Below are 12689 nucleotides of genomic sequence, written 5' to 3' on the forward strand. Positions count from 1 at the left end.
CCGCCGTTCGTGTTACGGAAAGGCTGCACAGGACTCGGGAGCCCCTGACCGCTGATCCGCCCCTGGACGGGGGCCCGGGGCGGGTGGACGACGGTGCTGTTCTGCGGTCGTCCCTCCGCGAGCCCGAACGGTTCGGGCAGATCTTCGACGCGTACTTCGCGGAGATCCACGGGTATGCGGCGAAGCGGCTCGGGCCGGACGCGGCGGCCGATGTCGCGTCGCAGACGTTCCTGGAGGCGTTCCGGGGGCGGGGCCGGTACGACGCGTCCCGCGCGGCCGTCCGGACGTGGCTGGCCGGGATCGCGACCAACGTGATCGGCAAGCACCGGCGTGCGGAGGTGCGCGGGTTGGCGACGCTGGTGTGGGCGGTCATCTCCGGGCCGCAGCACGGCCGAACGCGCGCCGGAGCCCGCTAGGAGATGAGGTCGGACGGGACGGTGCCGGTCTCGGTCAGCGGCAGCCCGAGCGCCGCCCGTTCGGCCAGCCAGACGCTCGGACGGTAACGCGGATCGCCCGTGGCCCCGTGCAGGCCGCGCAGGATCTCCAGGACGCGAGCCGCCCCGGCGTGCTCGCCCCACTCCAGCGGCCCGCGCGGATAGCCGAGCCCGAGCTTCACGGCGGTGTCGATGTCGCCGGGACGGGCCAGCCGCTGCTCCGCGATACCGCAGCCCACGTTCACGATCGCGGCGAGGAGGCGTTGGGCGACGGGCGCGGGCGCGTCCCTGACGACGGTGACAGGTCGTCCCGTGGTGAGGAGGGCCGCCAGACCCGCGCGGCCAGCTTCCTTGTCGACGCCCGGGTGGACGGCCAAGGAGAGACGCGTGAAGAACCCACCGAACGGGTCAACGCCCAAGGTGCGCTCTAGGGGAAGACCCTCGGCCTTGGCTGCGGCGACGGTGCTCTGCCCGAAGGGCGCGACGAACACCACGGCCTGGCCGGACGGCTCGTCCCCCGACTCGACCTCCACTCCCGCCGTCGAAAGCAGCGCGCCCAGCTCTTCGCGGACGTCACCCTGTATCCAGGCAGGGCGAGCCTGCACCAGGGGTGCCTTCGCCTCAGGCGGCTCCTGCTTCGCGCCGTCCTCGTACTTGTAGAAACCAGCGCCCGTCTTGCGTCCGTACAGGCCCGCCTCCAGCCGTGCCCGCCCGATCCTGGACGGACGCAACCGCGGCTCTGTGTAGAACCCCGTCCAGATGGACTCCATCACCGGGTGCGACACGTCCATCCCAGTGAGGTCGAGCAGTTCGCAGGGGCCCATCCTCAGGCCGAGGACGTCCCGCGCTATGCGGTCGATGTCCACGGGCTCGGCGGCATCCTCCGACAGGATCTGGAGAGCCTCCGTCACGAGTCCGCGCCCAGCGTGGTTGACGAGGAAGCCAGGCGCGTCTGGCGCGAGCACCGGCTCGTGACCGAGACGCCGGACGAGGTCCGCCAGCGCCTCCGGAATCCATCCGGCCGTCCGGGCGCCCGGAATCACCTCGACCAACCGCATCAACGGCACCGGATTGAAGAAATGCAGCCCCGCCAGCCTGGACGGATCGTCCAGCGCGGCACCGATCGCCGTCACCGGCAGCGAGCTGGTGTTGGTCACCAGGACCGTGTGCTCGGGGCAGGCCTTCTCCAGGGCGGTGAACAGCTCCCGCTTCGTCTCCATGTCCTCCCGGACGGCCTCGACCACGAGATCGCAGTCCTGGAACGGCGTGAGCGGCTCACCGACCGGACGGAGCCGCGCCTTCGCCCGCTCCGCCTCGTCCGCAGCCATGCGTCCCTTGCTCACGAGCTTGTCGAACATGCCGCCGATGTGCTCGACCGCGCTCATCACCGCGTCCGTCCGGACGTCGGCCAGCTCCACCGTCAGCCCGCCTGCCGCCGCGAGCTGCGCGATCCCGCGTCCCATCGCCCCGGCCCCGATCACCCGGACCGTCGTCACCTGCCGCGCCCATTGCTCCACCGTCGCCTCCTCGCTCGTCCGCTCCGCTCCCCGCCTCTCACGCATTCAATCTCTTGCCAGGCGGAAGCCCGGACGCAGCCCTCCCCAACCGGGGACGTAATCTGCGAAGTGCCTGAAAACGACGCGAGGAGCCCACCATGCGCGACGCGGTGATCTGCGAGCCGCTGCGTACCCCGATCGGCCGGTTCGGCGGGGTGCTGAAGACCGTCCCGCCCGCCGAACTCGCCGCGACCGTCATCCGGACGCTCGTCGAACGCACCGGGCTGCCCGGCGACGCGATCGACGAGGTGATCCTCGGGCACTGCTACCCGACGTCCGACGCCCCCGCCATCGGACGCGTCGCCGCGCTCGACGCCGGGCTCCCCGTCGAGGTCGGCGGCGTGCAGCTCGACCGGCGGTGCGGGTCCGGGCTGCAGGCCGTCGTGAACGCGGCCATGCAGGTCCAGACCGGCGTCAGCGACGTGATCATCGCGGGCGGCGTGGAGAGCATGAGCGGCGCGCCCTTCTACACGACCCAGGCCCGCTGGGGGATCCGCGGGCCGTCCCTGGAACTGCACGACGCGCTCGCGCAGGGCCGTGTCACCGCCGGGGGCGCCCACCATCCGGTGCCCGGCGGGATGCTGGAGACCGCCGAGAACCTGCGCCGCGAGTACGGCATCGGTCGCGAGGAGCAGGACGAGCTCGCCGTCCGCTCCCACCAGCGCGCCGTCGCCGCGCAGCGGTCCGGGGTGTTCGCGGAGGAGATCGTCCCGGTGACCGTCCGGTCGCGGAAGGGCGACACGGTCGTCGACACCGACGAGCACCCGCGTCCGGACACGACGGTCGAGTCGCTGGCGAAGCTGCGTCCCGTCCTCGGCAAGGCCGACGACCAGGCGACCGTCACGGCGGGCAACGCCAGCGGCCAGAACGACGCGGCCGCCGCCTGCATCGTCACCACCCCCGAGCGCGCCGCCGAGCTTGGGCTGCGCCCGCTCGTCCGGCTCGTCTCGTGGGCCCGCGCTGGCGTGCCGCCGCGCACGATGGGCATCGGACCCGTCCCCGCCACCGCCAAGGCCCTGGAGCGGGCCGGCCTCACCCTCCCCGACGTCGACCTCATCGAGCTGAACGAGGCGTTCGCCGCGCAGGTCCTCGCCGTCACCCGCGAATGGGACCTCAAGGACGCCGACTGGGACCGCGTCAACGTCAACGGCTCCGGCATCTCCCTCGGCCACCCCGTCGGCGCGACCGGCGCCCGCATCCTCGCCACCCTCGCCCGCGAGATGCACCGCCGCGAGGCCCGCTACGGCCTGGAGACGATGTGCATCGGCGGCGGCCAGGGCCTCGCGGCGATCTTCGAGCGCGTCCAGATCCGCGGCGAGGGCCTGTGACGTCCGGTGGAGGGATACCGGTGGATGCTGGTGGGATACCGGTAGGCGAGGCTCTCGTCGGACGGCTCACGGATTAGCTACTACCGAGTAGTATTCGGGCCCCGGATGATGTGCGGTCTGTGGCGAGCCTTACTCTGACTGCCATCGCCGTACCCAGGAGGACGGAACAGTGTTCTGGATCACGTTGGTCATCGGGCTCGCCGGAACGGCGGTCGCGCTGGCGCTCGCCGGACGGCGGGTGCTGTTCCTCTATGCCATCGCCAAGAGCGGCCAGCCCGACCCCGAACGCGTCCTGCAGGTCAAGCGCGACCCGAAAGCCGACGTCCAGGACCAGGTGACCGAGGTCTTCGGCCAGCGCAAACTGCTGAAGTGGTCGCTCGCGGGCGCCGCGCACGCCGCGGTGATGTGGGCGTTCTTCCTGCTGGCCACCGTCTACCTGGAGGCGGCCGTCGCGCTGCTCGCCGGGCTCGACAAGCACATCCCGGGGCTGCAGACCTGGCCGCCGATCGGGTTCGTCCAGGACACCATCGCCCTCGCCGCCCTCGCCGGCCTGATCGTCTTCACCGCGATCCGGATCAAGAACTCGCCGAAGCGGATCGGCCGCGCGTCCCGGTTCAAGGGCTCGCACCTGTCCGGCGCGTGGATCACGCTGTTCATGATCTTCAACGTGATCTGGACGATGTTCCTGTTCCGCGGCGCCGAGCACGCGTCCGACAACCTCGCCTACGGCAAGGGCGCGTACTTCTCCTACCTCACCGGGCAGCTGTTCGAGGGGATGAGCCATGACGCCCTCGTAAGGCTGGAGTCGGTCGGGCTGCTGCTGCACATCGGCGTCGCGCTGGTGTTCCTGGTGTTCGTCGTCCACTCCAAGCACCTGCACATCTTCCTGGCGCCGCTGAACGTCATGTTCAAGCGCCGCCCGGACGGCCTCGGCGCCGTGCAGCCGATGATGTCCGGCGGCAAGCCGCTGGACTTCGAGGAGGCCGACCCCGACGAGGACACCTTCGGCCGCGGCAAGATCGAGGACTTCACCTGGAAGGGCTTCCTCGACATGGCGACCTGCACCGAGTGCGGCCGCTGCCAGTCGCAGTGCCCCGCCTGGAACACCGGCAAGCCGCTGTCGCCGAAGATGCTCGTCCTGGAACTGCGCGACCACGCCCTGGCCAAGGCGCCCTACTTCACCGCGTCGGAGGAGGCCCGGGAGAAGTTCACCGACGAGCAGAAGCTGGCGATGGAGGTGGACAGGGCGCTCGTCGGTGACGACGGCGTCATCCACCCGGACGTCCTGTGGTCCTGCACCAACTGCGGCGCCTGCGTCGAGCAGTGCCCGGTCGACATCGAGCACATCGACCACATCCTGGACATGCGCCGCTTCCAGGTCATGATCGAGTCGTCGTTCCCGTCCGAGGCCGGCGTCATGCTGAAGAACCTGGAGAACAAGGGCAACCCGTGGGGGATGTCCGAGATGAAGCGCCTCGAATGGATCGAGGAGCTCGACTTCGAGGTCGAGGTCGTCGACGAGAAGGTCCCCGACGACACCGAGTACCTGTTCTGGGTCGGCTGCGCCGGGGCGCTGGAAGACCGCGCGAAGAAGACCACCAAGGCCGTCGCGGAGCTGCTGCACATCGCGGGCGTGAAGTTCGCCGTCCTCGGCCCGATGGAGGCGTGCACCGGCGACCCTGCGCGCCGCCTCGGCATGGAGTTCGTCTTCCAGATGCTCGCCCAGCAGAACGTCGAGACGCTGAACGACGCGGGCGCCAAGAAGATCGTCGCGACGTGCCCGCACTGCTTCAACACCCTGGCCAACGAGTACCCGCAGCTCGGCGGGAACTACGACGTCGTCCACCACACCCAGCTTCTCGCGCACCTGGTCGAGACCGGAAGGCTCACCCCGGTCACCCCGATCGAGGAGAACATCACCTACCACGACCCGTGCTTCCTGGGCCGCCACAACAAGGTGTACAAGCAGCCGCGCGACATCATGGCGACCGTCCCCGGCGTCAAGACCCAGGAGATGCACCGGCACAAGGACCGCGGCTTCTGCTGCGGCGCCGGCGGCGCGCGGATGTGGATGGAAGAGCGCATCGGCAAGCGCATCAACACCGAACGCGTGGACGAGGCGCTGGAGACCAACCCCGACACCGTCTCCACCGCCTGCCCGTTCTGCCTGGTCATGCTGGGCGACGCCATCAACGAGAAGAAGAACTCGGGTGACGCGAAGGAGTCGCTGGAGGTCGTCGACGTCTCCCAGCTCCTGATCCGCTCCATCAAGGGCGAGGCCACCCCGCCCGGGGAGAAGGAGCCCGTCGCCGCCGAGTAGGACAGCGGCGTCGATTCTCGCGCGGCACCGCCGTCCGGCGCGCGGAGCTGGATTGCGGCGTGGGCGGACCTGGTAAGACCCAGGAATGGCCGTGCTCGTGTCCGTCCTCGCGTTCCTGATGACGCTTGCCGGGGGTCTCGCGGCGATGCGGGTGCGCGACCACCGGCATCTCGTCCTCGGGCTCGCGGGCGGGCTGATGCTCGGCGTCGTCGCCTTCGATCTCGTCCCCGAGTCGCTGGAGATGGCGCGGCACGGCCTGCTCGGCGTCCCCACGCCCATGATCGGGTTCGCGGCCGGGTTCCTGCTGCTGCACGTCGTGGAGCAGGCGGTGGCGATCCACCGGGCGCACGAGGAGGAGTACGCGCCCCACGTCCACGCCCACGCCCACGGCGTCGCACTGGGCAGCCCGGCGGCAGGCGCGGAGAACGCGGAGGGCGCGGAGGGCGGTGTGCGGGGCGGGGGATCGGCGGGCCTGCTCGCCGCGTCCGCGCTCGTCGGGCACAGCCTGGTGGACGGCCTCAGCATCGGCCTCGGCTTCCAGTCCGGGACGGACGTCGGAATCTTCGTCGCGCTGGCCGTGATCACGCACGACTTCGCGGACGGGTTCAACACCTTCACCGCCGCGTCGCTGAACCGCGGCGACCGCCGTCCCGCCCTGGCGCTGTTGCTCGCCGACGCGGTCGCGCCGATCGTGGGGGCGGCCGCGGGGACGCTCGTGGCCCTGCCGGACGCCGTCCTGGCGCCGTACCTGGGGTTCTTCGCCGGCGTCCTGCTCTACCTGTCCGCCGCCGAGATCCTGCCGGAGGCGCACAGCGTCCACCCGCGCGTGCTGACGCTGTGCGCCACGGGCCTCGGCCTGGCGGCGGTGCTCTTCACCGTCGGCCTCGCACACTGACACGCGCACCCGCAAAGGCAGTGGGCCGACCGGGATGCCCGGACGGCCCGCTGCCTTGCAACGTTCCAGCGGAACGCCGCCGTCAGCCCGTCATGGACTTCGCGAACGCGGGGTTGCTCACCAGCCACTCGTTCACGGCCTCGTCGGGCTTGCCCTTGTGCTTGTTCTCCATCAGGTCCTCGAGGGAGCCGAGCTGCCTGTCGTCCATGCGGAACTTCTTCAGCCAGGCGGTGACGTCGGGCTGGTCCTTGCTGAAGTCCTCGCGGGCGACCGTGTAGATGCCGTCCGGCTTGCCCATGGCGCCCTTCGGGTCCTTCAGGTCACGGATGGGGAACTTCGTGTACGCCCAGTGGGGCCGCCACAGCGTGACGACGATGTCCTTCTTCCCGTCGATGGCCTTCTTCAGCTCGGTGAGCATGGCCGCCGTCGAGGACGTCGTGACCTTGTACTCGTCCTTCAGCCCGTACGCGGGGAGCATCTCCTCCTGCGACACCCGGTACAGCCCGGAGCTCTTCTCGATGCCGACGATCTTGCCGCCGTACTGGCCGCCCTTGCCCTTGAGATCGTCCAGCGTCTGCAGCGGGGAGTAGTTCGGCACCGCGATCGTCAGCGGCGCCGAGTCGTACCGGGCGCTGATCTTCTCCAGCTTGTCGCCGTACTGCTTCCAGTAGTCCTCGTGGGTGCCGGGCAGCCAGCTGTCGACGAACAGGTCGACGTCCCCCTTGGACATGCCCGCGTAGAGCGGTCCCGTGTCGAGGGTCTTGACCTCGACGCTGTAGCCCTTGTCGGCCAGGAGCTTCTTCCAGAGCGCGGTGGCGGCCTCGCCTTCGGCCCATCCGGAGACCATGCCGATGGTGATGCTCTTGTCGTTCTTTCCGCCTGAGCCGGAGTCGTCGCCGCACGCGGTGACGCTCACCCCCAGTGTCAGCGTCATCGCGGCGACTGCCAGGCCCTTGAACTTGAAGCGCATTCCCGTCCTTTCGTTGCTTGCCGAATGTGAGATGAGGGGGAGCAGGCTCATCGGCGTCCGTCCACCCGTCCTGCTGGGGACGCCGGCCGTTTCACGGGACGCGACCGGGGCACGTGGGCCGACCGAGAGCCAGGGAGAAGCGGGGGGTGGCTCAGACCGACGAGCCCGTCCTAGGAACCGGCGGACGAACCAGCGGCGGCCTTGCCGCGCGCGAACAGGGCGCGCAACATGCCGGGGCCTTCACTCAGAGCGCCGGTCAGACGGTCCAGGTAGATGGCCAGCACGACCACCGCGATACCGCCCTCGAAGCCCTTCGCGACGTCCACCCGGTTGATGCCCTCCAGCACCTCGCCGCCGAGCCCGCCCGCGCCGACCATGCCCGCGATGACGACCATCGACAGCGACAGCATGATCAGATGGTTGATCCCGGCCATGATGGACGGCATAGCCAGCGGGATCTGGATCCGGGTCAGGATCCGGTTCGGCGGCGTGCCGAACGCCTCGCCCGCCTCGACCATCTCGGGGTCGACGCCGCGGATGCCGAGCTCGGTCAGCCGCACCCCGGGCGGCATCGCGAAGATCACCGTCGCCACCACGCCGGGCACGGCGCCGATGCTGAAGAAGAAGATCGCCGGGATCAGGTAGACGAAGGCCGGCATCGTCTGCATGAAGTCGAGGACCGGCCGGACGACCCGGCTCACCAGGTCGCTGCGCGCCGCCGCGATCCCGATCGGGACCGACAGGACCGTCGCCACCAGCGCCGACACGATCACCAGGGCCAGCGAGTCCACCGCCGGTTCCCACAGCTCCATGCTGTCGATCAGCAGGAAGCCCAGGATCGTGAACAGGCCGAGCTTCCAGCCGCTGATCGCCAGCGCCACCACGGCCAGAACCAGTGTCAGCCCCAGCGGCGGCAGCAGGTTCAGCGCGTCCGTCAGCCCGTCGACGGACGACTCGATCGCCGAGCCGATCCCGTCGAACAGCCACGAGAGGTTGTCGGTGCACCAGGTCACCAGGCTGTCGAACCATTCACCGACCGGCACCCGGGGCAGCTTCACCGCGTTACTCACCGTCAACGCCACTGCCCTTCTTCGCCGGCACCGGCTTCCGTTCCTCGTCCACCACCGAGTTGATCGCGCCGAGCGCCGCCAGCAGCGTCACCCGGGGGATCACGCCGAGGAGCCTGCCGTCCCCATCCGCGACGGGCACCGGCAGGTCGCTCTCCGCGCACCGGACGAACAGGTCGGCGACCGGCGTGTCCGGCGCGACGGGTTCCGGTTCCTCCAGGTCGATCAGGCCGTCGAGGCTCTGCGCGTTCTCCTGGACCGCGTCCGCGATCACCGTCGCGCGCACCCGCCCGACCAGCCTCCGATCGCGCCCGATCACGAACGCCGCCGACGTCTGGTGCTCCCGCATCGTCCGCAGCGCCGTCCGCGGCCCCGTCGACGCCAGCACCGTGACCAGCGGCTTCTCCATCACCGAGGACGCCGTCAGCACTCTGGTACGGTCCACATCCGCGACGAACCGGGCGACGTAGTCGTTCGCCGGATCGGTCAGGATCTCCTCCGCCGTCCCGATCTGGACGATCCGGCCCTCCCGCATCACCGCGATGCGGTCGCCGATGCGCATGGCCTCGTCCAGATCGTGGGTGATGAAGACGATCGTCTTGCCGAACCGCCCTGCAGATCCAGCAGCAGATCCTGGACTTCCCTCCGGATCAGCGGGTCCAGGGCGCTGAACGCCTCGTCCATCAAAATGATGTCGGTACCGCTCGCGAGCGCTCGCGCGAGCCCGACCCGCTGCTTCATACCGCCCGACAACTGGCCGGGAAGCATGTTCTCCGACCCTTCCAGACCCACCAGTCCGAGGAACTCGCGCGCCGTCTTCTCCCGCATTTCCTTCGGCACACCACGCACCTCAAGCCCGTACGCCGCGTTCGCGAGAACCGTCCGATGCGGGAACAGCGCGAAGTGCTGGAAGACCATGCTGACCTTGTTCTGCCGAAGCGCCCGCAGCGCCTTCGGTGGCAGCTTCGCGATGTCCTGACCGTCGATCTCGACGCGTCCGGACGTGACTCCCCAGCAGCCCGTTCAACGTCCGGATCAGGGTCGACTTCCCGGACCCCGACAGGCCCATGACCACGAAGATCTCGCCCTGCCGGACCTCGAATGTGGCGTCCACCACCGCCGGTGTTACCCCGAGTTACCGGACCGCCGTCAGACCGGCGCCCGCCTTGAGTTTCCGCTGTGCCTCGGCCGCCTTACGGCCGAAGAGCTTGGTGACGCTTTCCGCGCGGAGTACTGACACGATCTCCTTTCGGGTTCCCACGTCGCTGCGCGGAAACGGGTCGCCTCGTCGGGCGCCCGAGCTCAGCCAAAGACGCTGTCAACCAGACGCCAATGCCATGCGTCGCTTGAAACTACCCGTTTGAAGAACATGTTTCATCTTTTGGTGCCTTTCGTCACGTTCACGTCACGATCGAACTACACCTTCGTCCGATGGAAGTTCAGGTACGACCGCGACGGCGTGGGCCCCCGCTGATCCTGATACCGCGACCCGTACCGCGCCGACCCGTACGGGAACTCCGCCGGCGAACTCGTCCTGAACAGGCACATCTGCCCGATCTTCATCCCCGGCCACAGCTTGATCGGCAGCGTCGCCACGTTCGACAGCTCCAACGTCACATGGCCGGAGAACCCGGGGTCGATCCACCCCGCCGTCGAGTGCGTGAGCAAGCCCAACCTGCCCAGGCTCGACTTCCCCTCCAACCTGGCCGCGAGATCGTCCGGCAGCCCGAACACCTCATACGTCGAGGCCAGCACGAACTCCCCGGGATGCAGCACGAACGCCTCGTCGGGCTCCACCACCACCATCCGCGTCAGATCCGGCTGCTCGATGGCCGGATCGATGTGCGGATACTTGTGGTTCTCGAACACCCGGAAGTACCGGTCCAGCCGCACGTCCACACTGGACGGCTGAACCATCCCCGGCTCATACGGGTCGATCTTCACCCGCCCGGACTCGAGCTCGGCCCTGATGTCGCGATCGCTGAGCAGCACCCCGAAACGCTATCCCACGACCACGCCCCACCCGACTTCCGGTACAGTATCCACAGCATGGCGCCCACGAGCGCCTCACGCGGGTGTAGTTCAATGGTAGAACTTCAGCTTCCCAAGCTGACAGCGCGGGTTCGATTCCCGTCACCCGCTCCCAGCACAAAGGCCCAGGCCAGTGATATCACTGGCTCTGGGCCTCTTCTGTTCATCACCCGCCGTCCCCGCTACGTGCCCGATGACGGCCGCCGGGCCGAGCATCCTGCTGGTGCCGGTACGTCCGCCAGCGGTCACGGGGTCGCGCCGCCGCCCAGGACGAGCCAGCGCCGCCGCGTCGAAGGCCATTCGCCAAGGACGTGCCCGTGGCTGAGGACTATTGCAATTCGTCACGGCCTGCACGGGGCGAGTGGTTCAGCGTGCGTTCCTGGGGAACCCCGTGGTTCCCCAGACCCCTCCGGACAGCTCCGTTCGTCTGTTACGGCCCGTGCTGGGAAGGGGGTGGGATCAGGCAGCAAGGAGCGCAGCACGATGGGCATGATGTTCAGTAGTCGGATGACCAACTGCGGAATGCCGGGACAGGTCTCCACTCGTCGGTTGGACCGGGTAGTCCTGGGGCGTCGAGCTCACCTTTGAGCCAGGCAAGCAGCACCTCGGTCATCGTGCCCTTCAACGGCGGTCCCTGATCACCGTGGCGCGGATAAACGATTACTGTCCAATAATCGGGGTGGCCCTGGGTCAGCCACCCGACTCCGTCGGCATCGTTGGTGCAGGCGCAGACCAGAAGCCCACCCGGTTCAGGGTAGACCGCAAGAGGTTGATACTCGGGGAATTCTTCACGCAGATCGCTGTAGTCATCTGCCCACGTTCGTGCCTGGTAGGCCACTCCTTCCTCCGGATCGAGCGGGTCGTAAAACCCGAGTTCGTCCGACCAGGCACCCGCGCCGTAGATGCTCATCAACGCCTCATAGTCCCGAGGCAGGCGCATGCCCAGCGCCTCATGTAGCTGATCCCATGTCCACTCACCCCACTGGGGTCGAGGCGGCGGCACGAGCGAGAAGATCGCTCCGGCCGCGCCCTTGAGCAGATCGAAGGTCGCCCAGGTGGGCGGAGGGTGTCGGGAGCTATGCCTGTCAACCTTGAAATGGAATCTAACCTAAATCGACAGCGGGGAATCTGCCGCCAATTATAATGATGCGTATAAAGTACAAGTAGGTTATTGCATACAATAGCCAGCCGAATGCGATAGCATACCCCACCCAGAGTGAGGTGATAACATTGGGACTCGGTGGGGTGGCAAAAATTCTAACCGTGGTGGTGTTGTACTTTTGGTCGATGGAAGCCTTATGAGTCTTGCCGTTGTGGTCGACATACTTCACATCGGTATATTCTATGACGAGCCCGCAATTCCCCTGAGGGCATTTGATCTCCTGGTGATGGCCAATGACGGTTGCCGTGTACCAGTTGCCCTGGATCATGAAGCGGACCGTGTCGACCGCCGCGTAGGTACACAAAACTAAGAGGATAGATCCCACGAATACGAGCCACACCTTTAGCATTTTCCCTCTGGGGGTGACAGACCGTCAAACGGACACAATTACCAGCGTAACAAACTTCCAGTACTCTCTGCAATCAATCCGTTGCTGACGGTGGCTTCGCAGCCTCCAGCCGGCGGGCCGGACGGGCACGCCTGCGCGTAACTGTCCGTTACACCATCTCGCCGTTCGCGCGGGCACACCCTCCGGGACGGGTGGGGTGCTAACGGCGGTGCTAACGACAGGGTCGGATGACCTTGGACAGGTGTGGACGCGCCGGAGGTTGCCGCGCTGGTCAGGAGACGTGTGGGGACTTGCCCGGATATGTCTGATCTTGCTTGTAATCAGGCAGGAGGGGACCGCACGGCGGGGACCTTGGCGTGTTGGACGACCGGGGCTGGGGTTCGAGTGGGTGGCGGTGCATCCGGGTCGTGTGTACGAGGGGGTGGTGGCGGCTCGCCTGGTTGGGTTGGGTCGAGGGGAGTTGCTGCGGGTGGAGTGTGTCGGGGTGCCTCCGCGTATGGGAGAGGACGAGGAATGAGGTCGCGCGATCTGGGGCCTGCGAGCGGGGGAAACGTCTCCCGTGTGACGGGTCTGCCTC

General features: G+C 68.1%; 9 protein-coding genes, 1 tRNA gene and 2 pseudogenes. 5 read left to right on the plus strand and 7 right to left on the minus strand.

Going from position 1 to position 12689, the window contains the following annotated elements:
• Positions 1 to 83 precede the first annotated feature (83 nt).
• Positions 84 to 416 (plus strand): RNA polymerase sigma factor, encoded by a 333-nt coding sequence (locus ETD83_RS16815; protein WP_171064253.1) that lies wholly within the window; start codon positions 84 to 86, stop codon positions 414 to 416.
• On the opposite strand, the gene ETD83_RS16820 is transcribed toward ETD83_RS16815, so the two are convergent.
• Complete coding sequence (locus ETD83_RS16820; protein ID WP_230420959.1) at positions 413 to 1996, minus strand: 3-hydroxyacyl-CoA dehydrogenase; 1584 nt, start codon at positions 1994 to 1996, stop codon at positions 413 to 415. The two genes, ETD83_RS16815 and ETD83_RS16820, sit on opposite strands and share 4 nt — an antisense overlap.
• A gap of 92 nt (positions 1997 to 2088) precedes the next feature.
• On the opposite strand from ETD83_RS16820, the gene ETD83_RS16825 reads away from it, so the two are divergent.
• The 3 genes from ETD83_RS16825 to ETD83_RS16835 all read left to right on the plus strand — a co-directional run bounded on the left by ETD83_RS16825 (position 2089) and on the right by ETD83_RS16835 (position 6533).
• The gene (locus tag ETD83_RS16825) at positions 2089 to 3318 is read left to right on the plus strand and encodes an acetyl-CoA C-acetyltransferase (RefSeq protein ID WP_138646071.1); all 1230 of its coding nucleotides are present in this window, start codon (positions 2089 to 2091) and stop codon (positions 3316 to 3318) included.
• Positions 3319 to 3487: 169 nt separating this feature from the next.
• Positions 3488 to 5638, plus strand: coding sequence for a (Fe-S)-binding protein (locus ETD83_RS16830; protein ID WP_171064255.1), 2151 nt, complete (start codon positions 3488 to 3490; stop codon positions 5636 to 5638).
• Positions 5639 to 5723: 85 nt separating this feature from the next.
• Complete coding sequence (locus ETD83_RS16835; RefSeq protein WP_138646072.1) at positions 5724 to 6533, plus strand: ZIP family metal transporter; 810 nt, start codon at positions 5724 to 5726, stop codon at positions 6531 to 6533.
• An 82-nt stretch (positions 6534 to 6615) separates the two neighbouring features.
• Here ETD83_RS16835 and ETD83_RS16840 read toward each other — a convergent pair whose 3' ends face one another.
• The 4 genes and pseudogenes from ETD83_RS16840 to dcd form a co-directional block, all read right to left on the minus strand.
• Complete coding sequence (locus ETD83_RS16840) at positions 6616 to 7503, minus strand: glycine betaine ABC transporter substrate-binding protein (protein WP_138646073.1); 888 nt, start codon at positions 7501 to 7503, stop codon at positions 6616 to 6618.
• Between the two features lie 170 nt (positions 7504 to 7673).
• A pseudogene (locus tag ETD83_RS16845) lies at positions 7674 to 8405 on the minus strand (ABC transporter permease); the annotation flags it as partial.
• 160 nt (positions 8406 to 8565) lie between these two features.
• Positions 8566 to 9810, minus strand: a pseudogene (locus tag ETD83_RS16850) (quaternary amine ABC transporter ATP-binding protein).
• 176 nt (positions 9811 to 9986) lie between these two features.
• Positions 9987 to 10562 carry a dCTP deaminase gene (gene dcd, locus ETD83_RS16855; RefSeq protein ID WP_138646075.1) on the minus strand — a complete coding sequence of 192 codons (576 nt, stop codon included), beginning with the start codon at positions 10560 to 10562 and terminating at the stop codon, positions 9987 to 9989.
• Positions 10563 to 10641: 79 nt separating this feature from the next.
• Between dcd and ETD83_RS16860 the strand changes: the two genes are divergently transcribed.
• Positions 10642 to 10712, plus strand: a tRNA-Gly gene (locus ETD83_RS16860).
• A gap of 385 nt (positions 10713 to 11097) precedes the next feature.
• Here ETD83_RS16860 and ETD83_RS16865 read toward each other — a convergent pair.
• On the minus strand, positions 11098 to 11511 hold the full coding sequence (locus ETD83_RS16865; RefSeq protein ID WP_138646076.1) for a hypothetical protein: 414 nt from the start codon (positions 11509 to 11511) through the stop codon (positions 11098 to 11100).
• Positions 11512 to 11704: 193 nt separating this feature from the next.
• Positions 11705 to 12031, minus strand: a complete 327-nt coding sequence (locus tag ETD83_RS16870; protein WP_138646077.1) for a hypothetical protein — start codon at positions 12029 to 12031, stop codon at positions 11705 to 11707.
• Positions 12032 to 12689 lie beyond the last annotated feature (658 nt).

Source organism: Actinomadura soli (assembly GCF_005889715.1).
GTDB classification, from domain to species: domain Bacteria; phylum Actinomycetota; class Actinomycetes; order Streptosporangiales; family Streptosporangiaceae; genus Spirillospora; species Spirillospora soli.